Origin of the sequence: Methylicorpusculum sp. (genome assembly GCF_030651835.1) — a bacterium.
In the GTDB taxonomy this organism is placed as follows: domain Bacteria; phylum Pseudomonadota; class Gammaproteobacteria; order Methylococcales; family Methylomonadaceae; genus Methylicorpusculum.
The window spans coordinates 1-26,766 of the sequence record NZ_JAUSBX010000155.1; the positions used below are offsets into that span (position 1 = coordinate 1).

Annotated in this window: 33 protein-coding genes and 2 pseudogenes; 24 read left to right on the forward strand and 11 right to left on the reverse strand. The window is 42.8% G+C overall.

Annotated elements, in window-relative coordinates; genetic code table 11:
* The first annotated feature begins 152 nt into the window (after positions 1 to 152).
* From Q7V32_RS19855 to Q7V32_RS19865, 3 genes are all read left to right on the forward strand, one after another.
* Positions 153 to 1,535, forward strand: a complete 1,383-nt coding sequence (locus tag Q7V32_RS19855) for a DUF3526 domain-containing protein (RefSeq protein ID WP_304898707.1) — start codon at positions 153 to 155, stop codon at positions 1,533 to 1,535.
* Positions 1,536 to 1,740: 205 nt separating this feature from the next.
* Positions 1,741 to 3,381 carry a bifunctional diguanylate cyclase/phosphodiesterase gene (locus tag Q7V32_RS19860; RefSeq protein WP_304898708.1) on the forward strand — a complete coding sequence of 547 codons (1,641 nt, stop codon included), beginning with the start codon at positions 1,741 to 1,743 and terminating at the stop codon, positions 3,379 to 3,381.
* 12 nt (positions 3,382 to 3,393) lie between these two features.
* On the forward strand, positions 3,394 to 3,846 hold the full coding sequence (locus Q7V32_RS19865; protein ID WP_304898709.1) for a BLUF domain-containing protein: 453 nt from the start codon (positions 3,394 to 3,396) through the stop codon (positions 3,844 to 3,846).
* Positions 3,847 to 4,036: 190 nt separating this feature from the next.
* Here Q7V32_RS19865 and Q7V32_RS19870 read toward each other — a convergent pair.
* The 3 genes and pseudogenes from Q7V32_RS19870 to Q7V32_RS19880 all read right to left on the reverse strand — a co-directional run.
* A pseudogene (locus Q7V32_RS19870) lies at positions 4,037 to 4,140 on the reverse strand (transposase); the annotation flags it as partial.
* 164 nt (positions 4,141 to 4,304) lie between these two features.
* A complete protein-coding gene (locus Q7V32_RS19875; RefSeq protein ID WP_304898710.1) occupies positions 4,305 to 4,457 on the reverse strand; it encodes a hypothetical protein in 153 nt (50 codons plus the stop codon).
* Complete coding sequence (locus Q7V32_RS19880) at positions 4,454 to 4,654, reverse strand: hypothetical protein (protein WP_304898711.1); 201 nt, start codon at positions 4,652 to 4,654, stop codon at positions 4,454 to 4,456. Before Q7V32_RS19880 ends, Q7V32_RS19875 begins: the two co-directional genes overlap by 4 nt.
* 106 nt (positions 4,655 to 4,760) lie before the next feature.
* Here Q7V32_RS19880 and Q7V32_RS19885 point away from each other — a divergent pair, with 106 nt between their 5' ends.
* The 3 genes from Q7V32_RS19885 to Q7V32_RS19895 all read left to right on the forward strand — a co-directional run bounded on the left by Q7V32_RS19885 (position 4,761) and on the right by Q7V32_RS19895 (position 6,055).
* On the forward strand, positions 4,761 to 5,009 hold the full coding sequence (locus tag Q7V32_RS19885) for a type II toxin-antitoxin system Phd/YefM family antitoxin (RefSeq protein WP_304898712.1): 249 nt from the start codon (positions 4,761 to 4,763) through the stop codon (positions 5,007 to 5,009).
* A complete protein-coding gene (locus Q7V32_RS19890; RefSeq protein WP_304898713.1) occupies positions 5,006 to 5,392 on the forward strand; it encodes a type II toxin-antitoxin system VapC family toxin in 387 nt (128 codons plus the stop codon). Before Q7V32_RS19885 ends, Q7V32_RS19890 begins: the two co-directional genes overlap by 4 nt.
* 537 nt (positions 5,393 to 5,929) lie before the next feature.
* Complete coding sequence (locus Q7V32_RS19895) at positions 5,930 to 6,055, forward strand: hypothetical protein (protein WP_304898714.1); 126 nt, start codon at positions 5,930 to 5,932, stop codon at positions 6,053 to 6,055.
* A gap of 225 nt (positions 6,056 to 6,280) precedes the next feature.
* Here Q7V32_RS19895 and Q7V32_RS19900 read toward each other — a convergent pair whose 3' ends face one another.
* Both Q7V32_RS19900 and Q7V32_RS19905 read right to left on the reverse strand, forming a co-directional pair.
* Complete coding sequence (locus tag Q7V32_RS19900) at positions 6,281 to 6,517, reverse strand: toxin-antitoxin system HicB family antitoxin (protein WP_304898715.1); 237 nt, start codon at positions 6,515 to 6,517, stop codon at positions 6,281 to 6,283.
* Entirely contained in the window at positions 6,517 to 6,864 is a 348-nt protein-coding gene (locus Q7V32_RS19905; RefSeq protein ID WP_304898716.1) for a putative toxin-antitoxin system toxin component, PIN family, read from the reverse strand. Before Q7V32_RS19905 ends, Q7V32_RS19900 begins: the two co-directional genes overlap by 1 nt.
* Positions 6,865 to 7,274: 410 nt before the next feature.
* Here Q7V32_RS19905 and Q7V32_RS19910 point away from each other — a divergent pair, with 410 nt between their 5' ends.
* The 10 genes from Q7V32_RS19910 (at position 7,275) to Q7V32_RS19955 (ending at position 20,623) form a co-directional block, all read left to right on the forward strand.
* Positions 7,275 to 7,538 carry a hypothetical protein gene (locus Q7V32_RS19910; protein ID WP_304898717.1) on the forward strand — a complete coding sequence of 88 codons (264 nt, stop codon included), beginning with the start codon at positions 7,275 to 7,277 and terminating at the stop codon, positions 7,536 to 7,538.
* A gap of 494 nt (positions 7,539 to 8,032) precedes the next feature.
* Positions 8,033 to 9,898: an acyltransferase family protein gene (locus Q7V32_RS19915; protein WP_304898718.1), complete on the forward strand. Its 1,866-nt coding sequence runs from the start codon at positions 8,033 to 8,035 to the stop codon at positions 9,896 to 9,898.
* Positions 9,899 to 10,221: 323 nt separating this feature from the next.
* Positions 10,222 to 11,715 (forward strand): lipopolysaccharide biosynthesis protein, encoded by a 1,494-nt coding sequence (locus Q7V32_RS19920; protein WP_304898719.1) that lies wholly within the window; start codon positions 10,222 to 10,224, stop codon positions 11,713 to 11,715.
* Between the two features lie 3 nt (positions 11,716 to 11,718).
* Entirely contained in the window at positions 11,719 to 12,813 is a 1,095-nt protein-coding gene (locus tag Q7V32_RS19925) for a glycosyltransferase (RefSeq protein WP_304898720.1), read from the forward strand.
* Positions 12,814 to 12,851: 38 nt separating this feature from the next.
* Complete coding sequence (locus Q7V32_RS19930; protein WP_304898721.1) at positions 12,852 to 14,114, forward strand: glycosyltransferase; 1,263 nt, start codon at positions 12,852 to 12,854, stop codon at positions 14,112 to 14,114.
* Positions 14,111 to 15,403, forward strand: coding sequence for an O-antigen ligase (locus Q7V32_RS19935; RefSeq protein ID WP_304898722.1), 1,293 nt, complete (start codon positions 14,111 to 14,113; stop codon positions 15,401 to 15,403). The genes Q7V32_RS19930 and Q7V32_RS19935 overlap by 4 nt, the downstream gene beginning before the upstream one ends.
* Entirely contained in the window at positions 15,400 to 16,269 is an 870-nt protein-coding gene (locus Q7V32_RS19940) for a glycosyltransferase family 2 protein (RefSeq protein WP_304898723.1), read from the forward strand. Before Q7V32_RS19935 ends, Q7V32_RS19940 begins: the two co-directional genes overlap by 4 nt.
* A gap of 28 nt (positions 16,270 to 16,297) precedes the next feature.
* Positions 16,298 to 17,230: a glycosyltransferase family A protein gene (locus Q7V32_RS19945; RefSeq protein ID WP_304898724.1), complete on the forward strand. Its 933-nt coding sequence runs from the start codon at positions 16,298 to 16,300 to the stop codon at positions 17,228 to 17,230.
* Positions 17,231 to 17,244: 14 nt separating this feature from the next.
* The gene (locus Q7V32_RS19950; RefSeq protein WP_304898725.1) at positions 17,245 to 18,372 is read left to right on the forward strand and encodes a WecB/TagA/CpsF family glycosyltransferase; all 1,128 of its coding nucleotides are present in this window, start codon (positions 17,245 to 17,247) and stop codon (positions 18,370 to 18,372) included.
* 133 nt (positions 18,373 to 18,505) lie between these two features.
* Complete coding sequence (locus tag Q7V32_RS19955; RefSeq protein WP_304898726.1) at positions 18,506 to 20,623, forward strand: DUF5060 domain-containing protein; 2,118 nt, start codon at positions 18,506 to 18,508, stop codon at positions 20,621 to 20,623.
* A gap of 303 nt (positions 20,624 to 20,926) precedes the next feature.
* Here the strand turns inward: Q7V32_RS19955 and Q7V32_RS19960 are convergent, their stop codons facing one another.
* Both Q7V32_RS19960 and Q7V32_RS19965 read right to left on the reverse strand, forming a co-directional pair.
* Positions 20,927 to 21,103 (reverse strand): hypothetical protein, encoded by a 177-nt coding sequence (locus Q7V32_RS19960; RefSeq protein ID WP_304898727.1) that lies wholly within the window; start codon positions 21,101 to 21,103, stop codon positions 20,927 to 20,929.
* A gap of 27 nt (positions 21,104 to 21,130) precedes the next feature.
* Positions 21,131 to 21,256, reverse strand: coding sequence for a hypothetical protein (locus tag Q7V32_RS19965; RefSeq protein WP_304898728.1), 126 nt, complete (start codon positions 21,254 to 21,256; stop codon positions 21,131 to 21,133).
* Between the two features lie 351 nt (positions 21,257 to 21,607).
* Here Q7V32_RS19965 and Q7V32_RS19970 point away from each other — a divergent pair, with 351 nt between their 5' ends.
* From Q7V32_RS19970 to Q7V32_RS19990, 5 genes are all read left to right on the forward strand, one after another.
* On the forward strand, positions 21,608 to 21,907 hold the full coding sequence (locus tag Q7V32_RS19970; RefSeq protein WP_304898729.1) for a BrnT family toxin: 300 nt from the start codon (positions 21,608 to 21,610) through the stop codon (positions 21,905 to 21,907).
* The gene (brnA, locus tag Q7V32_RS19975; protein WP_304898730.1) at positions 21,891 to 22,157 is read left to right on the forward strand and encodes a type II toxin-antitoxin system BrnA family antitoxin; all 267 of its coding nucleotides are present in this window, start codon (positions 21,891 to 21,893) and stop codon (positions 22,155 to 22,157) included. Before Q7V32_RS19970 ends, brnA begins: the two co-directional genes overlap by 17 nt.
* 18 nt (positions 22,158 to 22,175) lie before the next feature.
* Positions 22,176 to 22,664: a WecB/TagA/CpsF family glycosyltransferase gene (locus tag Q7V32_RS19980; RefSeq protein ID WP_304898731.1), complete on the forward strand. Its 489-nt coding sequence runs from the start codon at positions 22,176 to 22,178 to the stop codon at positions 22,662 to 22,664.
* Between the two features lie 520 nt (positions 22,665 to 23,184).
* A complete protein-coding gene (locus Q7V32_RS19985) occupies positions 23,185 to 23,607 on the forward strand; it encodes a putative toxin-antitoxin system toxin component, PIN family (protein ID WP_304898732.1) in 423 nt (140 codons plus the stop codon).
* The gene (locus Q7V32_RS19990; RefSeq protein ID WP_159656840.1) at positions 23,604 to 23,813 is read left to right on the forward strand and encodes a toxin-antitoxin system HicB family antitoxin; all 210 of its coding nucleotides are present in this window, start codon (positions 23,604 to 23,606) and stop codon (positions 23,811 to 23,813) included. The genes Q7V32_RS19985 and Q7V32_RS19990 overlap by 4 nt, the downstream gene beginning before the upstream one ends.
* 85 nt (positions 23,814 to 23,898) lie before the next feature.
* Here Q7V32_RS19990 and Q7V32_RS19995 read toward each other — a convergent pair whose 3' ends face one another.
* Complete coding sequence (locus tag Q7V32_RS19995) at positions 23,899 to 24,090, reverse strand: hypothetical protein (protein WP_304898733.1); 192 nt, start codon at positions 24,088 to 24,090, stop codon at positions 23,899 to 23,901.
* A 182-nt stretch (positions 24,091 to 24,272) separates the two neighbouring features.
* Between Q7V32_RS19995 and Q7V32_RS20900 the strand changes: the two are divergent.
* The 3 genes and pseudogenes from Q7V32_RS20900 to Q7V32_RS20005 all read left to right on the forward strand — a co-directional run.
* Positions 24,273 to 24,503, forward strand: a pseudogene (locus Q7V32_RS20900) (WecB/TagA/CpsF family glycosyltransferase); the annotation flags it as partial.
* 215 nt (positions 24,504 to 24,718) lie between these two features.
* Positions 24,719 to 25,000: a DUF1778 domain-containing protein gene (locus Q7V32_RS20000; protein ID WP_304898734.1), complete on the forward strand. Its 282-nt coding sequence runs from the start codon at positions 24,719 to 24,721 to the stop codon at positions 24,998 to 25,000.
* Positions 24,997 to 25,494, forward strand: a complete 498-nt coding sequence (locus Q7V32_RS20005) for a GNAT family N-acetyltransferase (protein ID WP_304898735.1) — start codon at positions 24,997 to 24,999, stop codon at positions 25,492 to 25,494. Before Q7V32_RS20000 ends, Q7V32_RS20005 begins: the two co-directional genes overlap by 4 nt.
* A 161-nt stretch (positions 25,495 to 25,655) precedes the next feature.
* Here Q7V32_RS20005 and Q7V32_RS20010 read toward each other — a convergent pair whose 3' ends face one another.
* The 3 genes from Q7V32_RS20010 to Q7V32_RS20020 are packed head-to-tail and all read right to left on the reverse strand — an operon-like array spanning position 25,656 to position 26,481.
* A complete protein-coding gene (locus Q7V32_RS20010) occupies positions 25,656 to 25,847 on the reverse strand; it encodes a hypothetical protein (RefSeq protein WP_304898736.1) in 192 nt (63 codons plus the stop codon).
* Positions 25,844 to 26,209: an ATP-binding protein gene (locus tag Q7V32_RS20015; RefSeq protein WP_304898737.1), complete on the reverse strand. Its 366-nt coding sequence runs from the start codon at positions 26,207 to 26,209 to the stop codon at positions 25,844 to 25,846. The genes Q7V32_RS20010 and Q7V32_RS20015 overlap by 4 nt, the downstream gene beginning before the upstream one ends.
* Complete coding sequence (locus Q7V32_RS20020; protein WP_304898738.1) at positions 26,128 to 26,481, reverse strand: ATP-binding protein; 354 nt, start codon at positions 26,479 to 26,481, stop codon at positions 26,128 to 26,130. Before Q7V32_RS20020 ends, Q7V32_RS20015 begins: the two co-directional genes overlap by 82 nt.
* Positions 26,482 to 26,766 lie beyond the last annotated feature (285 nt).

Genomic DNA, 26,766 nt, shown 5'->3' on the forward strand with positions numbered 1-26,766 from the left:
CCGGCAGGGATTGCCGGGGTCCAGAAGCCATGGATGGCGTTGGGCTTTCACATCCTTGTGACCTGGATTCGCTTACGCGGTCTAACGGCTCCGGCAATCCATGCCGGAATGACGGTGTTGATTTACTTTCAACTACTAACGCAAACATAGCTATGATGAAACTCCTATCCGTTGAATGGACCCGTTTTCGCCGTAATCCTCTGAATATCTGGATCATCAGTTTGTTTCTTTTATTGTTGACGATTAGTGCTATTTGGTCTGGGCTTGCCGCACGGGAATTCAGGGCCAAAGCCAGTATGCCAGTGGCCCAACAAGCAGCGACAAATCAGGCTGAAATGCATGATGCGCCCAAGATGTCTGAAGACGCCCCGAAATCTACGGCTTATGCCGCCAGCTCTGCAAAAGAACCCTTGCGATTACCGGCATTGGGCGGCTTGGTACTGAATGTCAGCCAGATGGACTTGCTGAGCCCCACCATCAAAATTTCGACCAGTAGCCGCCATACCGATGGCAGAACCAGTGATCAGTTGTTCAATCCGTTGATGCATGAGTTCGGTTTACTGGATTTTGCCACGGTGTTTGCGCTATTGACGCCATTGGCGATCATTGCCTTAACATACGGTTTGGTTCAGGAAGACCGGGAGAGTGGTGTATGGCGACTGGTTTGTACGCAAACCCCCCATCCTTGGCGATTGGTATTCACCGCATTGACCCTGCGCTATGGACTGCTGCTATTGATTGGCACGACGGCATCCGTGCTCGCATTTTTGCTCGACCCGGAGTCAACCGGCATTGCGGCCGGACAGTGGCTGCTTATGTTGGCTGTCTACAATTTAGTCTGGCTCAGTATCGCCGGATTGTTCACGCTTCTGCAAATTTCCTCGGGCGCGGTGGCTATCGCCATGCTGGGAACCTGGTTGTTGCTTACTTTTGGTGTACCTGCAGGTATAGGCTGGGCGGCTGACCGGTCATCACCCATGCCGTCACGCATGAAAGCCATTCTTGATATTCGCCAATTTCAGGAACAAACCAATCAACAGCGAGAATCCTTGCTAACCGGCTGGTTTCAAGCACATCCAGAAATAAAAGTAAACGGGCCGTTAAAAAGCCTACCCAGAGAAATCAACGGCCTGCCTGCAACCTTGCAACTTGATAGCCGAATCCGGCCTTTAATGGTTCAATTTGACGAGGCCCGCAAGCATCAGTTTGAATTTATGGAGCGTTGGTCCAGCTTATCGCCATCCTTAGGGGTAATTCTCCTGTCGGATAGGTTGGCTGGTATCGATGCACCGCGTTACGCTGATTTCGTTCAAGCGGTGAATCGATTCGAAGATCAATGGCGCGGTTTCTTTGTACCGCTGATCATGGCTAGTGCTCCCTGGTCAGAAGATCAGCAAAAAGCTCTTCCTCTGTTTATTGTAAGCACCGACGATAACTCGTCAGCTAGTTTAAGCTTGTCGATATCGCAATTAAAAATTGCATTGATTCTGCTGCTATTGCTGTATGGATTGCGCGGTCGCTTTGCTAAAATATAGGCTACAACTCACTGCTCCATGCCAACGATTAAGAGATTCATAACCGTTGTTGGCATGGCCGGACTTGATACCGATAATTTGCTGGGTATTGCATTTATGGTTGAATTTGCCAATATTAAAAGATTATTAAACGATTACTTAGTTAGTCTTAGCATAAACAATTTATCCCTAATTTTATATCACAGCTTTACTTGATGACCTTAATATGCCAAATGAGTTAACACAAATTATAGGAAATTGCGCACAGGTATCTTCGCTCGGATTCGCTGTTATTAACGAGAGCGGAGTTCTTGTGTGCGCTAACCCTTCATTTTGTGAAATGTTTTTTATTACATCACCCGAAGCTGCGGCCGGATGTGCTCTGGCTGAACATGTTTCGTCGCGTTTCTATTCAATTAACGCTGATTTATCCAAAGCATTTACCTGCCCTGCCCCGGACATTATTGAATTGCGCCTTGAACGCAGCTCGGAGCCACTGACAATGCATATTGCCGCTGGCAATGATTTGCGGATGCTGACAGTCAATCGAGTTTCAAAACCACTGGTAGATAAAAAATTGCCAAATAACGCATACCAAGATCCTCTAACGGGCCTTGGCAACCGGATGTTGTTAAACGATCAGATAGCAAACTGGCAACCAAGTGGCCCCGAGTCCTTATCACTGGCTGTGATCATGATTGACCTCGACCGCTTCAAGAAAATCAACGATACGCTGGGGCACGGTGCAGGCGATACCTTATTAAAGCTGGTTGCCAAGCGGATACTCTCCGCCACACGCGACAATGATACTGTGATTCGGATGGAGGGTGACGAATTCGTGGTACTGCATACGATAGGCTTCCAGCCCATCGGCGCAATATCGGTCGCAAAGCGTATTGTCGAACTCATGAGTCGTTCATTCCTAATAGAAGGTCAACAGACCAATATAGGCGCAAGCGTCGGCATAGCCGCACTTAATCACGGCACCGATAATATTGCCGATTTACTAAAGCACGCAGATCTCGCCCTCTACGCAGCCAAAGCAGCCGGTCGTGGCATCGTCAAATTCTTTGAACCGGCACTCGCACAACGGGCAATGGACCGGCGCAATCTCGAAATCGATTTGAGTCGAGCCTTAGGACTGAAAGAATTTGTTTTAATGTATCAACCCCAAGTCAATATGGCAGACGGCACTTTGCAGGGCTTTGAAGCGCTGATTCGCTGGCATAATCCAAAACGCGGCCTCGTGTCACCGGCAGATTTCATTCCATTAGCCGAACAAACGGGTGAAATCAATGCTATTGGTGAGTGGACTTTGCGCACGGCCTGTAAGGAGGCGATGAGTTGGGACGGCAATTTCTCAGTAGCAGTCAATGTATCGCCGATTCAGTTCGAAAACGAGAGTATCGTCGACATTGTTAGAAATGCTCTTATAGCCACTGGGCTAGCACCTGAGCGGCTTGAACTCGAAATTACCGAAGGCGTCATGATGAAGGACTATGAGACTGCGCAGAAGCATCTTTGGGCTATCAAGAAAATGGGGGTGGGTATTGCAATGGACGACTTTGGCACTGGCTATTCTTCACTCAGCTATCTAAACAGCTTCCCATTCTCCAAAATCAAAATAGATCAATCCTTCGTGCGCGGAGAAAGCTCTCCAAAATCACGTGCATTGGTTCAGGCAATTATTAGTCTGGGTGCAAGCCTAAAAATGACCATTATTGCCGAAGGTGTGGAGACCAAAGAGCAGTTTGATGAGTTGGCTGCCGGGGGGTGCCAGTCTGCACAGGGTTATCTTATTAGCCGTCCTATTGCCACTCCGGCGATTGCCGGATTTATCTCGGATCTAAAAAACAAACCACGTTAAAGGGTGAAAACAATGAATGAGCCACTTTTTCGACTAATATACATCAGCCGTAACGAAATATCAGGTGACGAAGCAACCTTAAATCGCGAAATTGACCAAATTCTGGCAAGTTCCCGAGTAAAAAATCCAATTGAGAACATCACGGGCGCACTCATGTTCAACGCCGGGTGCTTCGCTCAGGTTTTGGAAGGCTCGCATAATGAAATACAGAATACTTTCGAGCGTATTCAGTGTGATCCAAGACATTCACATGTCGTGGTACTTGCATTCGAGCCAACGTCGGAACGCAGTTTTTCTAACTGGTCCATGGCTTACTTTGGCACGAATTCTAATGCGGCGGCCAAATTCGGAGACATCGCCAATAAAGCTGGTTTTGATCCCTCCCTATTGGAAGGTGATCGCATATTTGATCTACTCAAAGAGCACTTAATCGAGGCCGAATCGGCCTCGCATCGAAAGCTGTAAGTTCAAGCTATGCAATAGTAAAAAAACTTATCTCATCAGTTTGTATGACTGAAATCCAATTTAGGGTGAGCTCAGCGAAAAACTTATAAATTCTGTGATTTCTGAGTTCAGAATTTTAATAAATTTACCCAAAAAACACTTATATCCCCCTTTCTTCAGGCTAGGGATATAAGTGTGCTCTTGATTGTATCTAAACAGGTTTTTCTTGTTGCTCAATATATTTTTAAGCATTGAAAATTGTGCGCCACCGACGGAGCCAGCAAAATAGCTTGGACTCCACAACACGTTTTTCCAATCCATTATTTCAAGAATTCAAATTAGATAAAATTGGCTAATATTTGAGTAAAACAACAATTGGCCGATTGCAAGATTTGGTGCAATCTTTGTTCGTTATCCTGTGGCTTGACAACAAAGAAGGAGCCTAAGAAATGCTATATTGCAAGACCTGGCCCCTTTAATCACATTTTTCGGTGCACGTCATTCCGGGGATTGCCGGAGCCGTTAGACCGCGTAAGCGAATCCAGGGCACAAGGATGTGTTCGGCCCTTGCCATCCATGGCGACTGGATCTCGGCAATCCCTGTCGAGATGACGATTTTTGACTGCGCTCATTGATCTTTATAATCAGAAATAAATTCAGCCAATAAAACACAACACGCTGTAAAAAGCGAAAACCGGTAGGTCGTTTTCGCGATAGCAAAGCGCCAATATTCTTCAAAGTCATGGCGGATTGCCAGTTGGCGAATCCGCCTTACCGGGTTAAAAGCCACAATACCGAACCATAAAATCAAGGACTTGAAGGTAAACATGGCGAACCCAAGAATAGGGAAAGTAAACGGCAAAATTACCTATTTGAAGTCTTGATTGATTTGCGCAATTAGCTAGACTAGACTAGCTATTTTTATGGGGAATGTAATGCAAACTGTAAACATGTTACAAGCCAAGTCCTCGCTGTCCCGCTTAGTAGAGGCCATTGAGCAAGGGCAAGAGCGTGAAATCGTGATTGCCAGGAATGGCCGCCCAGCGGCTAAGCTTGTTCCGATCGATACTGCACCACCCGGGCAACGGATTGGTGTTGCAAAAGGCTTGTTCGTGGTGCCGGACAGCATTGATGCGCATAACGACGAAGTGGCTCAGTTGTTCATGGGTGAGGAGCAGTCTTGAATCTGTTGCTGGATACTCACGTTGCACTATGGGCTATCACGGATAACCCAAAACTGCCACAAAAGGCACGTGATTTGATTTCATCACCCAAAACGACCGTTTGGGTCAGCGCGGCGAATGTCTGGGAAATTGCAATCAAGCATTCGCTAGGTCGAGGCGACATGCCAGTTTCTAGCCGAGACGCGATGCGCTATTTTCAGGAATCTGGTTATCTTTTCCTCGCCGTTGAGGCGGAACATGCGATAGCGGTCGAAGAACTGCCTTTACATCACCAAGACCCGCTCGACCGCATACTTGTGGCTCAGGCACTCGTAGAGCCGATGCGTTTAATGACCCACGATCCCTTGGTAGCGCTCTATAACGACACCATTATCAAGATTTAAACTTGCGTTGATTTTAGTATGCAACTTTATTACGCACCCACAATTGTCCAGTTGTTTGTGTAAAAAGGGACACTGATAATAAACGAACTTCTGGTGTACCGAACATAACTTTCGACCCATTCCGGCTTTAATTGAAAATTAATTTTAAGTTGATGCCGACGTCTGGCTGATACTGGCAGGCTAACTAACTAAAAATTTCTTAATAGCCCACGACCCCCTTCATTTGGAATAGCCCATATTTCTTGTTTGCAAATAATGCGGGCTCATTCGCATTTAATTCGGGCCGCGGGGTTCGGATATTCGCAAATAATTCGTACCGAAAATGCGGATGTTTGCAGGCCGCTCCAGCTAACGAAATAAAGAGAGACTGCATTTTTTTAATGCCACTGTGCCCTCTAATCAATGATGCAAAAGTCAAGACCTGATCCCCTTTTTTTGGTAGCAAACCCATTTAATAACGCACTGTTCGCGTGAGGCGTCATCCCGACATGGACTGCCGGAGCCGTTAGACCGCGTAAGCGAATCCAGTGCACAAGGATGTGTTCGACCCTAGCCATTCATGGTGAGATAGTGCAAAACATGGAACAAGCCGACCTTCAACAACTCGAAAACGGGGCTGAACGCATATTAACCGCTGAAAGCCTAGACGCCTTGTTGGCCTAGTGGCGAGGAACCACCTCAAGTTCTGTTAAAGTAGGAGCGATCCCCAGATCGCGATTTTCGAAGCCATCGCCATTCGGCTCCCGACGCGCCCAAGCGACGCCTGAAAACTACGATAGTCGCGACGAATAAAAGCACCGATTGAGCGCTTAATTCGCAACGGGCATCGCGCCTACGAAAACTTGCCACAAGTAGTGGAATTCGCACAATTTATATACAAAGACTGTATTAAAAATCGTCGCCCGCCATCGGATCGGTATCCGGGCTGGCGGCCAGCCAAATATCGAAAGCTATCGGTTCACCGTGCGCTTGACGTTCCCGGAAGTAGGCTTCGGTTTTGAGTGCCGAGACTTTTTCGGCGATCGCGGTAACGAAAAACTGGTTTATGGAAACCTGCTCTTCCTCCGCGACTTTGCGGGCATAAGCGTACAGCGATTCGGGTACGCGCAAGGCATAATTGGTCATTAGTTCTGCTCCTGTTGTAAGCTGCGTAAGTATTCACCGGGGTTGAGTACCGGCAACCGGAAATGGCTGGCGGGGGCAAAATCGTTCACATTCAGGGTAACCAGCGCGTCAGCTCGACCGTTGAGCGCGGTTTCAAGTACCATTTCGTCAGCCGGATCGCGCAACTGAGGACGCCAAAAATAGTGCAAATGCACAGGCTCGATGTATTGGCTCATTGCATCGAGAAAGGCGTCGGTAGTTGCGACCGTTCGATTGCCGATGGCTAAATGCTCCGGGCGTTTCAGTACTGCCTCGTATTCCAGAATCAAAGGCACTGAGGCCAAAGCAATAAACCGGCGGTTTCTCAATGCCTACAGCAGCGCGTACGAGGCCCCGTTTCGACTCCGAGCGGCTGCAACTAGAATGTTGGTATCCAGTACGATTCGGCTATGATTCATAGCTCATATAATATGACATTGATTAAGAATAAGCTAATAGGCCGTTTAAGAAGCCGCACTAAGGAAATCGCCACCAATAACTTCCCCCTTTGAAAAAGGGGGATCGAGGGGGATTTATTAAAAACGCTCCCTAGCCTCTCTTTTGCAAAGAGGGGGTAATCGTAAGGTTCGATACAATATGAAATCCGGGAAGTTATTTATGACGGAATCCTAAAGAATATATCAACTGGACCAGCACTCCTTTGCTATGCCGCTTATTGCGCGTAAAATTTAAAACAGAATCGATTCCCGAATAACAAGAACTTAATGAGGTCAATGCCATGTTAGCCGAACGCTTAACCGATTGGACACTGCAATGGAAAAAAGAAGGCGAAGAAATAGGTGAAGAAAGAGGTCAAAAACGAGGCGAAGAAATAGGCAAGGAAAAAGAAGCCCTGCGCTTATTGAGTAAACAGGCCTTCTTGAAATACGGAGAACTGCCCGACTGGGCAGTGCAAAACATGGAACAAGCCGAACTTCAACAAATCGAAAACTGGGCTGAACGCATTTTAACCGCTGAAAGCCTAGACGCGCTCATGACCTAGCACGTAGGATGCGGTGAGGTACGAACCGCATCAGTCGAAAAAACCTTGATGACAAACCACGACTGAATAAAGACGCTTTCAACACCACGAAGCCACCCGGTTTTTGACGGCAAACCTGGCTTAATGTAGGGATAAGCATTTTTTACATGAATACAAGTTAGATAAAATTGGACTAATATTTGAGAAAAACAACAATTGGCCGATTGCGATATTTCATGTTGGCGTAATCTTTGATCGTTATCCTGTGGTTTGACAATAAAGAAGGAGCCTAAGAAATGCTATGCTGCAAGACCTGGCCCATCATTGCAACCCGCTGTAAAAAGCGAAAACCGGTAGGGCGTTTTCGCGATAGCAAAACGCCAATTGCCTTTAAAGTTTTGGCGGATTGCCTGTTGGCGAACCCGTCTTACCTTGCTCACCGGGTAATAAAAAGCAAGTCATTCTCAAATTTAATCAATCCTTAAGAAAGTTGTAATACGAAATGGTTACTATACTTGACAGGCAATCGGTATAGCCAATTTAACATCAAGATTTTATATCTTGCTCGACCCACCTTGATTCAAATTGCCTCATCTGATAATGGCTTCCGGCATCTAAAACAAATTTCAACCCAAGTAGGCATGAGGGATCATATTAAAAATATGAAATACAGAAGCGATATCGACGGACTAAGAGCAGTAGCTGTAATTTCGGTAATTTTTTTCCATTATTCAATCAGCCGTTTTTTTACGGGTGGCTATGTCGGAGTTGATATTTTTTTCGTGATATCCGGCTATTTGATAACTTCAATCATCTATTCCGATATTACCAAGGGCACCTACTCGGTAACAGACTTCTACCATCGTCGCGTTAGACGAATTTTCCCCGCTTTATTTGTCGTTTTTATAGCCTGCCTGATTGCTTCATTCTTCATGAATTTTCCATCAGAATCAGGTGATATCGGTCAAAGCATTGCGTCATCAATCTTCTTTGTTTCAAACATTTTGTTTTATGCAACAAGCAGCTATTTTGACCATAAGATGGAACTTAACCCCGTCTTACACACATGGTCGCTTTCTGTAGAAGAACAGTTTTATGTCCTGTTTCCGATCCTTGTTTTTTCAATGCGATCACTGTCCCACAAAAAAAGAATCGTGGTGCTGTTTGTTATTACTTTAATCAGTTTTGCCGCTTCAATAATACAGGTCTACAAAGAGCCCACTGCAGCCTTCTATCTAGTGCACTTTAGAGCATGGGAACTTCTGATGGGGTCCCTTCTAGCATTAAATGCATTTCCACGCGTTGAAAAGCGCTGGCAAATCGAAACAATATCTGGACTAGGACTGGGTATGATTGCCTACAGTATCGTGTTTTATTCAAAGAACACTGCATTTCCTGGCCTTGCTGCACTTTTGCCCTGCATGGGCGCTACCGCAATCATTTATGCGGGGGCACTTCGCAAAACTTTTGCATCGTCTCTATTGGGCTTTGCACCAATACGATTTATCGGATTGATTTCTTATTCTCTGTATCTTTGGCACTGGCCCTTGCTGGTTTATACCCGTTTGTATCACGAACCCAAAGGAGCAATTGAAAAATTATCCCTGGTTGTCATTTGTATTATTCTTGCGACACTATCCTGGTGGTTTATTGAACGACCTTTTCGCAAAGCCCCTTTTCGACTTAATACTAAGGCAACTCTCGGATTAGCAATAGCATCAATGACCGCAGTTGCCGGCATAGCTTTTTCTATCGGAACAATCAGTCAACAGTACTGGCAATTTCCGAACCGCGTAGAGGAAATTCTTGCTTATAGCGACGCGACAGAACATGAGAGAAAAATGCGTGCAGGCACCTGCTTTTTAACGTCCGAATATAATTCTTTATCGTATTTTAATAAATCAGAGTGCTTGAAAATCTCCAGTACAATGAAAAATGTTCTCATTGTTGGAGATAGCCACGCTGCACATCTTTGGCCTGGCTTGCAAAGCACATATCCACAGATTAACTTTATTCAAGCAACTGCATCAGGGTGTAAGCCACTTATTAACTCAATAGGTGAGAAGCGTTGCACTGACTTGGTTCAGTATGTTTTTAATGAGTTTTTACCTAAAAACCATGTTGATACTGTCATTTTATCCGGTCGATGGCAAGATTCTGAAGTTACTGATGCGATTTCAACGGCTACAAGACTTCGCGAGTATGCTCAAACTGTTGTTATTTCCGGCCCAATAGTGGAATATGACCAACCATTACCTAGAATTTTGGCCAGATCCGTATCAAAAAATACAGCTGAAGGTGAATTAGCAAAAAGCTATCGACGCGAACAGCAAAAGCAAACAGACAAGCTATTTGCTAATTCCCAAATGCAAAAGGTTTAAAGTACATATCAGTGTATGACTTAATATGTTAAAAAAAATGTCAGCTCTGGTCTCCAAATGGAGTACCTGTTCAATTTGACAAGGGCCATTTAACAAGAGAAGGCTCAATGCACTTGGCAAAGAAAGCAGGATTGGCCGCTTACGGAGCTCTTTAGATGTGTCGGGTAAACACTTTAAGCTTCAAGCCGTTAAACTCCCAAAGCCAAACAGACATTAATGGCCCATAAAAATTGAGCTATTTTTAGATTCAGTAAATTAACACACCTAAATCTGTTCTAACTTCCCAAACGTAAATCACTTATCATCCCTAAAAAAACTTATCAATGCCTAAACCCACATTATTAAACAGCATCAAATGGAACTATCTTGGCGCAATAATGAAAGGCGTGTTGCAAATGGGCGTGCTGGCCATATTGGCACGTCTTATTTCCCCGGAGGAATTTGGACTGATGGCGTTAGCATTAGTGGCTATCAAATTCGGGCGTTATTTTTCTGACTTTGGCTTAGCTGCGGCAATACAGCAAAAAAAGGAAATCAATCAATCCGATATTGAAGCGTCGTTTTGGTTCTCGCTCCTAGCTGGACTTATATTTACCATTCTCGTAGGAATACTTGCAAATCCACTTGCAATTTTTTTCGACAGCCCAAAATTAGAACCCATCATACAATTAGTCGCATTTAGTTTTGTGATTATTGGTGCATCCGCTACATCGATTGGTCTTATAAAACGCGAAATGCGATTTAAGTTCTTATCAATAACTGAAACAACCGCATATGTAATTAGCAACGGAATGATAGGAATATTTTTGGCATATAAAGGTTATGGCGTATATAGTTTAGCCATAGCCCATTTGAGTCTGTTACTGTTAACCTTTATAGCAACCTATAGCAAAACGCGCCACTCAATTAGAATCAATTTGAAGCTATCAGATTACAAGCATATCTTGAAATTCGGTGGGGGATATTCAATTGCAAGCTTCATGACATTTATTGGTTCCAATATTGATCATATACTAATAGGAAAATATTTCCCCGCATCTGAATTAGGATTGTGGAATAGAAGCAGAAATATTATTTCCATGCCCTCTTATAATTTACTTGTTTCAATAACCGGGGCATTGTTACCCGCTTATTCAAGACAACAGCATGATAAAGAGAAATTCCGAGATCTTTACCTCAATAGCCTTGTATTTACAGGATTTTTACTTATTCCAGTGAGTGGAGGAATGTTTTCTGCCGCACCCGAACTTATTGATGTACTGCTGGGACCGAATTGGCAAAACGCTTTGATATATGTGCAAATATCTTCTTTATTTGTCCCCGTAGAAATGCTTGCCAGCATTGCCGCTACTGCATGTAGCGCACTGGGTGCTATTTCATTACAAATCAGGCTACAAACTTACCTGCTTTTATTATTCATTCCTATAATGCTGTATTATTCTATTCAGCATCAACTTATATACATATTAATAACATTAGCCGCTTATTACTGGTTAAGATTTATTATCTATCTTATTATTTTAAGTAAAAAGCTAAATATTGATTTTAAAACTCATTTTAAAATAATTGTTTCACAACTAATGGCAAGTTTATGGGTAGGTGCATTGATTTACCTGACCTCATATTATTTTTCAAATCTGAATGCATTTCAGTTATTACCATTGGAAATGGTATCAGGTGGAATTGGATTATCGACCTTTATTTTATTTGGCCCGGCAAAAGCATGCAGAAAAACTCTACGTGACTTTCTAAACCTCAGATCTTCAAATACCAAGATTATTAAATACATTAGAATTATTTTAAAGAAAGGATATTGAAATATGAAAAAATTAAGGCTTTTATATTTACCTGTAGAAAACATTGAAGGCGACCAACGAGCAAGACGAAAAATCTTTGCCGATATGCTTTCAGAAGACAGACTGGAAGCTTTGGAAATTTTTTCTTATCGACTATTTGGCCGTCAACATGGATGGGAAGCGATGATGCAAAAAATCTATGAACTAGCAAGAGATTTTGCTGCCGATGCCATTTATTGGCATGGCGTATGGGAAGGTCCTCTAAATGAAAAAATTATGCTCCAGATTAAAAACCTGCCGAACAAACCAGCCATTTGTAATGAAAATGGCGACCCGTTCGGTAATTTCTGGGTCGTGCCTTATCCAAAGTCATTGCTGTCGTTAGTGAAATATACCGATGTCTGCTTTAATCAAGGCCTAGGCAGAATGGCCGATTATTTAAAAGCAAATGGTGCAAAGCATGTATATCTTCTTCCGGCAGCCTATGACCATATAAGTTTCAATCAACCAATTACTGTAAATATTGAGAAACAGTTCGATCTGGTCATGATTGCGAATCGATGGACTTACAAACGACCTTTTGCTTCCGCACCAGGAGCAAAAAACAGGCCGCTATTGATTAAGGCACTTCAGGAAGAATTCGGCGATAAATTTGCATTATACGGAAAAGGCTGGGAAAGATTTTCTTCATCAAAAGGTCCTATCGAATTTTTTAAACAAATTGACGCTTACAATAGTTCTAAGATAGCAATAGGCTTACCACAGTTTAGCGATATCGAATTCTACGATTCCAATCGTCCCTTCAATACCATTGCAACAGGCATACCTTACGTTTCTGGATACTCACCCAAATTCGACCAAATTCTTAAAGAGGGTGAACATTGTCATTATTTTAAAACACCAAAAGAAGCAGTTGATAAAGTCAAGTGGCTTTTATCTCTACCCGAGGAACAACGCATCGAAATGGGCCGTAAAGCTGCAGAATATGTCCGCGCCAATCATACACAACAACATAGAATGGAAATACTTATCACTACCTTAGAAGGTGTCTGGGCTCATAAGCATTTAAAGGCTGATTTTCCAGAAGCAGATATGAGTTTTTTAGCCAGTAATGATTAAGTAATTAAATTTAAAATAAAAGAATAGGAATGTTTTCCATGTCTAAATCGGTAAAAATTCTTTTTGTTCACCATACAGGTGCAAATGGCGGTGCTACGATGAGTCTCTATTACTTATTAGAGTATGTAAGGAAAGAATATGAAATTGTTGTTTATTTCATAACAGATGGTCCAGCAGTCGAATTTTATAAAAACGCAGGTATACGCTGTGTTGTTGATAGAAAGTTAGGAAAGCTTCCGCATTGCACGATAGAAAACCAGTCTTTAAATCCGTTTTCTGCTAAGTTTTATCACGACATAAAACCTTATTTGAAACATTATTTTAAGCTTATTCCAAGTTACTTTAGGATGAAGCAAATACTTGCAGAAGAAAAGCCCGATATTGTGCACTTAAATTCATCCGTTTTGATTTCGGAAGGTCTCGCCGTTAAATCCTCGAATATACCCTTAATATGGCATATGAGAGATTTTCTTGAATATGGGACATTTAAAATCCGGTATAGCCTGTTACGGAATATTATATCGAACTGCGCCGATATCGTTATAGCATTATGCCAATCAGAGCTCGACAGAATCAATCCTGAGAATAAGGGAGTTATAATCCCTAACTTTGTCAACTTTGATAAATTCAATTATGAATCAGTAGCCAAAGTCAATCTGCGTGAGCAATTAAATGTATCGAAAGAAAGTAAAATCATAGCTATGCTTGGCTGGAATACTCCCGCTAAAGGCGCGCTTACTTTGATGAGTGCTTTTATTGAAATTAAGGACAAACACCCCGATAGCGTCTTGGTTTTTTTCGGTGAAGGCCCAAGACAACCTGACGCTAATAAATTAAAAAGTTTATTACGTACTTTGACAGGTAAAAAAAGCTTAAGAATTGAGCTTCAAAAAATGATCGATGATAACGCGTTGTCATCTCGTGTATTTTTTCCCGGAGTAATTTTTGATATTGCCAGCTATATAGCTGAAGTTGATGTGATTGCAGCACCTTTTACTGAGCCCCATTTTGCACGCCCTATTTTAGAGGCTGGCGCCATGAAAACTATTGTTGTAACCAGCGATATTGATGGCACCAGAGAAATGGTTTTAAACGGCCAAGCGGGATATTTAGCTAGACAAGGAAATGTATCGAGTTTGGCGCACCAGTTAGATATAGCACTATCAGTTGACAATAAGGATAAAATAGAATTGATGTATCAAACTACATTGAATACTTATAATTCGTGTATCAATGCTAAAGACACTATTAGTCTTTATTATTATCTACTGAATATTAATAAAAATTTAAAATTAAAATGATATCTGTATTAATTATATTGACAACTTTTGGCTTTATAATAATAAAACCAAAAATAATACCCTATCTGGCAATCACTTATGTTTTTATAACAGGCCTAGCTCCTAGATCGTTTATTAAGGACTTCAAGTTGGCACTTGGAACCACTAATATTTGGCCACTAGACTTTTTATATGTTGGGGCTGTAATTTTTAGCATCTTCTTTTTTTTAAAAAAAATAACTCGAAATAACAATAAATTTACTTCATCTACCAATATCACAATATATATAGTATTTATTTTAGCTCTTTTTTTTACCGGCAAAGCAATAAATGGTTTCTTAGATAATTTGCCCATCGAGACTATAGTTCGATTATATGCTCGCGATACACAATTATTTTATTTTTTTTTGCCGCTAGTAACTTTTAATAAGACAGAAGATTTTAATAAATTGCTAATATATACAGTTTTTTTATGTATGATATTTCCGTTATTTCAACCCCTTCTAATAAATTCAGAAGAAACCAAACTAATTATGAAATACCAAGGCACTTTCAGATTAGGTTTCGGTGATGCAAATATTTTATTAGCTCTTGGAACTATTGCTTTATTTTGCTGGGAAAAAAAGTTATATCTAGCATTTATTCCTTTATCAGGTATCTTCATGCTTGCCCATAGGTCGGCGTTCATAGGAATTGCTGCATCACTCATTGCACAGGGGCTTTTAAGAGGTAAAAAAACAAAAACTTTGCTCATTTTTGGAATTACTGGATGCTTAGTAATTATTATGCTACTGGCACTAAATACTTTAACTAAAGTAAACATACTAGATAAAACAATTGATCGGGCTGGCGAGACATTTCAAGCAACTAAAACCACAGTAGGTCGTTTTGGTGTCATTTATATAGCTTTGGAAGAACTTGAAAAAAGACCCTTAACCGGATTAAGTTATAAAGACACCTATAGTCTACAAAAAAATTCTAATGTTGAAGGTATTGAAGGTGGGTTTAATCGAGCGTTTAGCATACTACACCCTCATAACTTTGTTTTAGCAGCAATAATGGAGACAGGTATTTTAGGCACATCTTTACTGTTTATTATTATATTAAGATCGTTGTTATGGTCCTATAAGCTATCAACATCAAAAATTAATAACCAAATTGGATCGTATTTGTTTAGTAGTATTTTATTTTTTGTCATATTTTCAATAATGAACACGACGATGCAAACTGTAGGTTATGTTTTTTGGTTTCTAGTTGGCAGTACTTTTTGGTTTGTTAATAATTTTAAATTAACTGAGCGTAAAATATGACACTCTGGATTTGCATCCCAGTTTTTAATCGCATTCAATATACCATTAATTTTCTTGAATCTATCAACCAACAAACCTATCAAGATTTTAAAGTAGTTATCTGTGATCATGGTTCAACAGATGGTACAGCAGAAAGAATCAAGCGGGACTTCCCTGATGTTATTTTGCTTGAAGCGAGTGAAGACTTGTGGTGGACCGGCGCGATCAATCTGTGTATTTCTTATGTATTAAATCATGCTGATGATACCGACAAAGTTATAACCTTAAACAATGATACTGAATTGCCCGTTGACTATTTAGAAAATATGGTTAAAAACTCGATTCAATATCCGGAAGCCATTTTAACCTCTGTCATCTATAACATTGAATCGAAGCAGTTACACGCAATAGGCTATAAACAAGACTGGTGGCTGGCCAAAGAAAGGCCTGTAAATTTTGAACGCGACCATCTCCCTGAAAATACCGATATTATTTCAACTACGCACGCTTCAGGTCGGGGTACATTATTCCCTGTTACTGTTTTCAAAATACTAGGTTTATATGATGAGGTCCATTTGCCTCATTATGCGGCCGACTATGATTTTACTCATAAAGCCAGAAGAAATGGTTACCCTGTTTATATCTGTAAAAATTGCATTGTGTATTCTTATGTTGAGGCTACCGGATTAACTAAAGTCAGACATTCATTTACCTGGAAAAGTCTGAAAGATTATCTATTTAGTATTAGATCTCCCGCTAATTTACAGGTGCGATGGTGGTATGGTATCAATAACTGTCCTAAGTTAATTTTTCCTCTCTATATGATGATTGATTACATAAGAGTTTTCGGGAGTTTTTTTAAATATTATTTATTCAAAACATCTTAGTTATAAGGTGTGATTACTGGGCTAATTTATGACTAAGAACTATGTATTGATTTCACCCTGCCGTAATGAGTCTGAGTATATGCGGGAAACTCTGGATTCCGTTGTCGCTCAATCTGTCAAACCCGCCAAATGGATTATTGTCGATGACGGCTCTACCGACGCAACCCCCCAAATTCTAAGCCACTATATGCAGCAATACGACTGGATTAGCGTGGTCACATTACCTGACCGTGGTCATCGTGCTGTAGGTCCTGGTGTAATCAATGCGTTCTATGCCGGGTATGAAACGATCAGGCCTAAAGATTATGATTATGTCTGTAAACTCGATTTAGACCTTCGTTTACCTCCCCGGTATTTTGAACTCCTCATTTCAAAAATGGAGGCTAATCCCAGAATTGGTACTTGTAGCGGTAAAGCTTACATTGAACATGCCAATGGCCAATTAACCCCTGAAAATCATGGCGATGAAACGTCTCTTGGCATGACTAAGTTTTACAGGGTCAGTTGCTTCAAAGAGATTGGCGGATTTGTGCGTGAAGTGATGTGGGATGGCATTGATTGCCATACCTGCCGGATGTTGGGCTGGATTGCCTGTAGTTGGGATGAACCTGATCTACGTTTTGTACATTTACGTCCTATGGGGTCTTCCCAACAAAACATTTATGTAGGCCGTATGCGTCATGGTTATGGGCAATATTTTATGGGCACTGGCTTTCTCTATATGCTTGCTAGTGCATTCTATCGACTTAAAGAAAAACCTGTTGTTTTGGGCAGTCTGGCGATGATGTGGGGTTGGCTGAGTAGCGCACTTGCGGGCAAACCGCGTTATGAAAATCCTGAATTCCGTCAATTTTTAGTTGAATACCAAAAAAATGCATTGTTGCATGGAAAAAAGAAGGCGATTGACGATATCCATGAGAGATTTAAGTTATCTACTCACGCCGAGGGTAACTCCAAATAGCCGAAATTTGAATTATGACACTTACTAATGCAGCAATGAGCCGATTATTTAATTTTGACAGAAATCTTTATTTAATTGCGGGCTTACCTTTTGATGCGCTTGATCTGAATGATGTGGTTCGTATTATTCATGACTCCGCCGAAAGAAATAGGTCGTGTTTTATATCGACACCTAATCTTAATTTTATAGTCAGCTGCCTTACTGATGTATCTTTTAGGTCGTCTGTCTTGAACAGCGATATCAGCATACCTGACGGCAAGCCGGTAGTTTGGCTGGCCAAACTTCTTAAACTACCTATAAAAGAGAGAGTTTCGGGCGCAAATCTTTTTGAACAATTAGAAAGTAACCAGGACAAAAAGATTAAGGTTTATTTTTTTGGGGGTTTAGAGGGCATTGCACAATTGGCATGTCAAAAAATCAATGACCGAAATTCAGCGATGAGCTGCAGCGGGTACGAGTCTCCAGGGTTCGGAAGCATTGAAGCCATGAGTTCTGATTCGTCTATAAATGCTATTAATGAGAGCGGCGCTGATTTTCTGGTGGTTTCTTTGGGCGCTAAAAAAGGTCAAGCATGGATTGAGCATAACCGTAATCGTATTAAAACTCCGATCATGTGCCATCTGGGTGCAGTCATTAACTTTGTCGCTGGCAATGTAAATAGAGCTCCTTTGTTTTTACAAAATCTGGGCTTTGAATGGCTTTGGCGAATTTATCAAGAGCCAAACCTGTGGAAACGATACTTTAATGACGGACTACATTTTTTAAGTCTATTAACAACTAAAGCGGTACCTTATGCTTTATGGTTACGTTTTCAGCAAAAGCAGTTTTCAGGAAAAAATGAACTAAATCTTAATGTGACTGAAAGTGCTGACCAATCAATACAGATAACGCTATCTGGTGTGTGTACAGATGAAACGATTTTGCCTTTAAAACAGGCCATAAAAAAATTAGCACCTTTCAATAATCATTTTATTCTGGACTTAAACAATGTTATTCACATTGACCCGGCTTTTCTTGGCACATGCTCGTTACTTTACGCTCATTGCCACTGTTATGGCGGAAAGCTGCAAATAACAAATATCAATAATATTACCAGGCGTATCTTTAAATGGAATTGCGCTGATTTTTTAATTGATGACTGACCTTTTTATACCTACAGTACCTCAAATTTCGATACCAAATCGCTCTCTCACCTATTGGAAAGAGTTTATTCTAAATGTCTGCATTTGAAATACTCAGACACATCTTAACTTATCCACAAAAGCGGTATTCCTTATGAAAAAGCTCTTAATGTTAGCGCTTCTCCTTTCTGTACAAACCCAGGGATGGGCAACAAACATTGTAAGAGTGGATTATCAACCGACCGCTGCCATTGCTCAAAAGTACGAGATTGCATTGGATCTGGATACAACTTACGAAAATCCTTTTGACACTTCTGAAGTGACGATTGATGCTGTTTTTACTGCACCCTCGGGGCGGCAAATCAAAGTTCCTGCGTTTTGGTTCTTGGACTTTAACAGAAGATTAATCCGTAAGGAGGAAAAGCTGACCGCTGCAAAAAAACCTGACTGGCGGATCCGGTTTGCTGCGCAAGAAACAGGCGTTTATCAATTTTTTATTTCAATAAGAGATAAAGAGGGAGACACCTTCTCTGAGACGTTTCAATTCACGTCAAACCCATCCACTAACAAAGGATTTATTCGTGTCGATAAGATCAATTCACGCTGGCTTTCCTACGACAACGGCGATTTTTATTTGCCCATAGGGCATAACTTAGCTTGGGGTACTAATCAGGGTACATACGATTATGATCTGTGGTTGACCAAAATGAATGCGGCTAAGGAAAATTGGTCACGCGTTTGGATGAACCATTATTACAATGGACAATCCCTTGAATGGAGTCAAAATCATAAAAGTGGTTGGTTCCACGGTCTAGGTAATTACAACTTGCAAGGAGCATGGAAGTTAGATCAAATTATTAGTAAAGCTGAAGCGAGTGGCGTTTATATTCAATTGGTTACTCAACATCATGGGCAGTTTTCACAGAAAACCAATTCCACTTGGGATGAGAATCCCTACAACGCGGCAAATGGCGGATTTTTGAATAATGGCGCTGAATTTTTCACTCATCCAGAAGCTAAAGAACTTTACAAGCGCAAGATGCGCTATACCGTTGCACGCTGGGGCTACAGCACGTCAATTTTGGCTTGGGAACTCTGGAATGAAGTGCATTACACCGATAATTATGAGCAAAATTATCCCAATGTAGTTGCTTGGCATAAAGAAATGGCGCAATACCTTCGCAGTATTGATCCATGGAGTCATTTGATTACAACTAGCGCTCGCAATGAGGATAATACGCTGTGGTCACTCCCGGAACTTGATCTTACACAAGTTCATTATTACGGCACCGGCTATAAAGAAGTGCTCAGGCAAAGCCATTTATCGATGCAACAATATAAAAAGCCTAACATCATCGGTGAGTTTGGCGATGACATCTATTCCTTTGGCACGGATACTACCGGCACGGTAATTCATGAAGCGCTCTGGGCGACGTCCATGGTCGGCGGTGGTGCGATGGCTTGGTATTGGGACAAGCACATTCATGCAAATAATCTTTACTATCACTGGGCTGCATTAAGTGCATTTTGGCAAAATGAGGATTTGAGACAAGGCCCAATTGAAATCATTGAGATTAAAACGACAGGTGGACCCAAAGCGTCAGGCGGTGCGCGCTTTTTTCCAGGCGGAAAGTCATGGAGCCCAGCCAAACAAAGCGAGTTTTGGTTAAAATCTGATGGCTCGATAGAAGGAATTGCCAATCTTCCTACTTTACTGCATGGTTCTAACAAATCGCACTTGGGGCGCGAAATCATTTTTCACTTAAATTCAGATAACAATATGATTTTCGCCTTGACTGTTGGACGTGTTTCTAGCTGGAAGCCCGGAAATTTACAACTATTCATCGATGATCAGACAGTTCCTGTTGTAAATGAAACCCCCAAACCGCCCAAAAGATACGAGGCGTCAATTCCTGCCGGTAAGCATAAAATCCGTATCAGTAATTCAGGCATCGATTGGCTTAGCATAGATTCTCTTGAGTTTGGAATGCCAATTACCGCTACGGCTGGATACGCCTTTACTAACGGCAACATGACCTACGCGTGGATTTACGATCGTGATTATCAAAAAGGATCTTCTCCCAATGGCCTATTAACAGGCGTTGAGGCCGTTTTACCTAATCTAGCAGGTAAATTTATAGTTGAGCAATGGAACACCAGGACAGGCACCATTTTGGGAAGCTCGACCATCATCTCTAACAAGGATTTACTCATACCTGTTAAGCCATTTTCAGCCGATATTGCCTTGAAAATCCGCAAAACTGGCAGTTAAATTCTTTAGAACAATTTTCGCCGTAGATAGCCGGCATTATGCAGCGCTAGCTTCTGGTTTGGGTTGTGGTTGGCGGCTGTCTATCCTAACTTGACAGTCATACCGTGGATGTTGAGTTGTAAAAGCTGCGCCTTGGTCGCGATTATCTTGGCACCTAAATGTAGGAGTCTCTTTACGTTTGTTTGAATAAAGAGAAGCGTACTCGCTCAGGCGGATTCGCCAACAAGCAATCCGCCATGGATTTGAAGGCTATTGGCGTTTTGCTAGCGCGAAAACGCCCTACGGGTTATGCCTTTTTTATGGCTATGTTCGCGTTAGTAGTTGAAAGTAAATCAACACCGTCATTCCGGCTTGGGTTGCCGGAGCCGTTAGACCGCGTAAGCGAATCCAGGTCACAAGGATGTGAAAGCCCAACGCCATCCATGGCTTCTGGACCCCGGCAATCCCTGCCGGGGCGACGACTACTATTAACGCGAACATAGCCTTTTTTATTGCGGCGTGTGTTTTTTAATTTCTTTCCTTAACGAAGGCCGTCATTCCGGCATGGATTGCCGGAACCCAGACTCCAGGGAGGGTTCGAAGCTTACCGTCCATGGCACTGGATACCCGCTTCCCGGCGGGTATGACGCGCATAACTGGGTCAGCGTAAAATTAAATACCACCATTTGCCTAACCCGGTAATGAGGATTCGCCATCAGGCATTCCGCCATGGCTTGGAAGGCTATTGGCGTTTTGCTAGCGCGAAAACGCCCTACGGGTTATGCCTTTTTTATTGCGGCGTGTGTTTTTTAATTTCTTTCCTTGACGAAGGCCGTCATTCCGGCATGGATTGCCGGAACCCAGACGCCAGGGAGGCTTCGAAGCTTAAACCTACGCGGCTGTGAATGCGCAAGGGATTGCGTGACTGCATAATGTTGACTATCTGGACTATCGGGAGTGATGATGGGTGTTGTACTATTTTGTATATTCTCATAATATGCATTTATGATTGATTTATCTAAAATCATCGGATTTGATTGGGACGTAGGAAATAGTCAAAAGAATCTTAAACACAGCGTATCAACGGCTGAGTCTGAGCAAGTATTCTTCAATGCACCACTGTTATTGTTAGAAGATTTTAAGCACAGTCAATTGGAACGACGTTTTCATACGTTGGGCAAAATAGACAATGAACGGCTTTTACCTATTTCTTTTGCACTTCGCAATAATGGTAAGACTATCCGTGTTATCTCGGCGAGAGTCATGCATAAAAAGGAGCGTTCAATTTATGAACAAACAACTTAAAACCATTCCACATTTTTCCAATGAAGAGGAAGAACGCGTTTTTTGGGAAAGTCACGATTCCACTGAATATCTCGATTGGAGCCATGCCCAGTCGGTTGTACTGCCCAATTTGAAGCCAACAACCAAGACCATTTCATTGCGATTACCACAACATTTGCTGGACTCAATTAAAGCGGCGGCAAATTCTCGGGATGTGCCCTACCAATCACTGATTAAGGTATGGTTGCAAGAGAAGGTGCAAAATCATTAGACCATTAACCCGGTAACAATGGATGGATTACCGCTGGTTTGGAACGCCAATTGTGTTCACAACGCTAATCTTAAAGATAGGGTGTGCGGTCCCGAGTTGATGCTGCGCTGTCTTGACGAAGGCCGAAGCAAAGGTTGGCGGCATTTTTTTCTAGGAGGTAAACACGCTGTACTGATTGATTTGGTTGGCAAGATGCGGGAGCGCTTTCCCGATGTTGAAATCGTGGGCTGGCATTCTCCCCCTTTCAGGGCATTGTCCACGCAGGAAGATTCCGATTTGGTTGAGATGATCAATAGCCTGCAACCGGATTTTTTATGGGTCGGGTTAGGCACACCCAAACAAGAAAAATGGATTGCCACGCATCTTGCCCGAGTCAATGTTCCGGTACAAGTCGGCGTCGGTGCCGCTTTCGATTTTCATTCGGGCCATGTCAAACGTTCACCTGTCTGGAAGCAAAAGACGGGCTTGGAATATGGGTCTATCGCATGCTCCAGGATCGCCGGTTGATTAAGCGCTATTTGATGACCAATCCGGTTTTTTTAGTCTTGTTTTTAAGAGATTTCATCAACGCAAAGATTAGGAATTTTTCCTGATTTAGCCCCAAAATCAAAATTAGCTTATTTTTGGCATTTTTGATCCAACTGGGATTATCGCGATTGATGCGGTTCGTACCTTTCCGCATCCTACTGACTTTGTACGCGTGAATTGCTGAAATGCAGGGTAGTTTAGGGTAACACAGTGAAGCAACCCCATGAGGAAGGACGATTCCCAAATCAAGCCATCCAAGTGTATTGACTATCGACGAATACACCTTACAAATCTGTCACTTACGGATTGACGACAACTATCCTGAAACAGAGGGTAAGCGACATGCAGTCCAAATCCGGGTTGTCGGCGAACTAATAAATACTAAGCTGACAGTCAATATCGAAACCTGCCTTTTTACGTGACTGATAGGTGATTGTCCTCCGATATTGAATCATGTCATTGCTAAGCTTAGTGGTTGCAGCTATGCTACCGCATACTGATGAAAATTGTCGTAGATACCAATATTTTTTTGGCTGCCTGTTTAAGCCAAGGCTCTGCTAACGCGGTGATCGCTGCTTGTTTACGAGGTCAGGCCATTCCCTTGATGGGCACGGCATTGTTTAACGAGTACGAAGATGTACTGGCCCGGACGACGTTATTTCACCGTAGTCGTCTGAGTGCTGAAGAACGTAATGAGCTTCTTGATATTTTCCTCTCGGTTTGTGAGTGGACGCGTATCTATTATGGCTGGCGGCCGAATCTACCTGACGAGGGTGATAACCATTTGGTCGAGCTAGCGGTTGCCGGTAATGCGCAATTTATAGTAACTCGCAATCTTCGTGATCTATCCAGAATGGAATTGAAGTTTCCGCATTTGACTGTACTGACACCTGAAGCATTTTTGAAGGAAATAGCAGCATGACAGCACTGACCGTAAGACTACCGGATGACAAGTACCGTCGCCTTAAAGAGGTGGCTCATCAGCGTGGCACCAGCGTCAACCGTCTGATCGACGAAATGGCCACTTTGATGCTCGCCGAACTGGATGCTGAAACTCGTTTTTTAATTAGAGCAGAAAGAGGTCGAGGAAACTTGGCGCGAGGCTTAGAATTGCTTGAGAAAGACTAATACAGTAAGGCGGATTCGCCGACAGGCAATCCGCCATCGCTTTGAAGAATCTTGGCGTTTTGCAATCGTGAAAACGCCCTACGGGTTATGCCTTTTTTATGGCTATGTTCGCGCTAGTAGTTGAAAGTAAATCAACACCGTCATTCCGGCTTGGATTGCCGGAGCCGTTAGACCGCGTAAGCGAATCCAGGTCACAAGGATGTGAAAGCCCAACGCCATCCATAGCTTCTGAACCCCGGCACCCTGCCGGGGCGACGCCTACTATTAACGCGAACATAGCCTTTTTTATTGCGGCGTGTGTTTTTTAATTTCTTTCTTTAACGAAGGCCGTCATTCCGGCATGGATTGCCGTAACCCAGACTCCAGGGAGGGTTCGAAGTTTACCGTCCATGGCACTGGATGCCCGCTTCCCGGTGGGCATGACCGTCTTCTTACAAATCTGGCAAAGTAGAGTTCGGTTCGCCTAAGCAAGAAAAATGGATCGCCTCGCATCTTGCTCGTATCCATGTTCCTGTTCAAGTCGGCGTCGGTGCCGCTTTCGATTTTCATTCGGGCCATGTCCATCCTACGCCTGTCTGGATGCAAAAGATGGGCTTGGAATGGGTCTATCGTATGATTCAAGATTACCATGATGACCAATCCGGATTTTTTGGCGTTGTTTTAAAGAGATTTCATCAACGCAAAGCTTAGATATTTTTCCGAGGAGCCTGCCCGAGAATACAAGCTCTGAAAAAAATGACACAACATACACTGCTTTTTAGTCAAAACTGACACTCTATATTGCGGCAAAAATTTCAATTGTCGCGTTCTCGGTCAGGCTCCTAGGATGCTTCCTCCAGATACATCTTGAAACGTACTCACAACAGGCGCACAATTACGACACATAAACAAATTTGGAATTTCTCATGGAAAATTCTACCGCTAAAGAAAGCCGCCTTAACATTCGCTGCGATATTCGTGCGCACGAATTGCTCAGCAAAGCCGCTACTTACTCTCATGTCAGCATTTCTGAATTCGTGCTATCCCACGCGTTATCCTCCGCAGAGAAAATTGTGCAGGCGAACGAAAGCATTACGTTAAAACCAGAGGATTTCAACGCCTTTCTGGCAGCACTGGACGAACAAACACAACCCAATCCCGCATTAAAAAAGGCCTTCACACGTCATTCGGAACAGGTTTCTCGGTGACGTTTTACAATATCCGCCTATTTGACAAAACAGTAGACACAGCTTCCTTTAGTTGTGGACAACCACAACTGGATGAATACATATGCCGCTATGCTTCACAAGACATTAAACGAAATGTTGCTAGAGTATTTATAGCCACACCGGTTAATGATACTGTCCAATTGGCTGGATTTTATACGTTGAGCGCTGGTAGCGTGAGTTGCACAGATTTGCCGCTATCTTTAGCCAAGACGCTTCCCCATTATCCTGTTCCGGTTGCGCTAATAGGACGACTGGCTGTAAACAGCCACTTTCAGGGAAAAGGTTTAGGATCAATTCTTTTGGCAGATGCCTGCCAAAGGGTAGCCAACGCCAGTACAACGCTGGCAGTGGTCGGCATTGTTGTTGATGCTAAAGACAAAGCTACTGTTGGTTTTTACCCGCATTTTGGCTTCATATCATTGCCGGGTCAGCCTGATCGATTACTGCTACCAGCAAAAGCATTTCGTGTCTAACGAACACTATCACGAAAAATAAAGATCGGTGTCAGGTCTTGATTTTTGCATCATCCATTACAAGGTGTTAACGCCGACATAAACCCGCAACTATTTGCCGCAGGATAAAATCAAAAAAATACGGCGGACGGCACATCTTCAAAGCATTATCAAACGCCCCGCTAAAACGGGATCTCATCATTGAAATCGCACTCCTCATGTTCCGCCTGTTGTTCATCCTGTATTGTTTTGTACATGTCCAGGATATCCTCACCATAACGTTGCCAAATGGCTTCTTTCAAATCATCGAGGAACTGATAGACGCAATCGGCTTCTTCCGGTGTCCAATGGGTGGTTATTTTCAGTATTTTCATTTGGCGCCCCCTTGTTGTCTGCTGCGTCGTTCCGCCGCTTGTTCTTTGGCCTCTTTCATGCGGTAAGATTTTCCCTCAATCGCGATGATTTCACTATGATGAACCAGTCGGTCAACCAGAGAGACGACACAAGCGGCATTGGGGAAGACGTCGTTCCATTCGGCGAACGGGCGATTGGTGGTGACCAGCGTTGAACGTTGTTCATAGCGTTGATTGACGATTTCAAACGGCAGATCCGCGTGGCGGTTGCTGTAGGAGAAATAGCCGACTTCATCGATGATTAACAAAGCCGGTTTGGCGTAGTGCTTGATTCTTCGCCGCAGGGCGTTGTCACTGTCCAGGGCGGCCAGGTCATTGAGCATGTTGGGGCCGTGGTGAACAAGACCGTATGGCCGCGCATCACCGCTTGATAGCCGAGGTTTTGCGCCAGGGTTGATTTGCCCACGCCGTTACCGCCCAGTAGGATGAGATTATTGGCCCCGGTTAAAAAATCCAATTGCATTAACGCATGGATCGCTTTTTGATCTATTTTGTCCGGCCACTGCCAATCAAATTCGGTTAAAGGTTTAAAGCGTCCTAGTTTGGCGTGACTTAAACGGCGCTCCAGTGAACGCCGTTTTGCACCACTAAACAAATGTTCACAATAAAAAGCGGCTTCAAAGTTGATTGGTCTGCTGTTTTTGCTTCGGTGTCATTGTTATCTCTCCTTTCCTATCTGTGATAAAGGACATTATCATAGATAGGAAAGGCATAAAAATGGGAGTTGGGCATTTGTAATAATTACGCCCCGATCACCCGGTTTGTGAGAGCAAGAATCAGTTGGTTGGAAAGGCTGCCGAATTTCACAAAGCCGTGATGGTGATAAAAGGATACTGCTTGATCATCCTTGGCATCCACCACAAGTGCGAAGACTGCCACT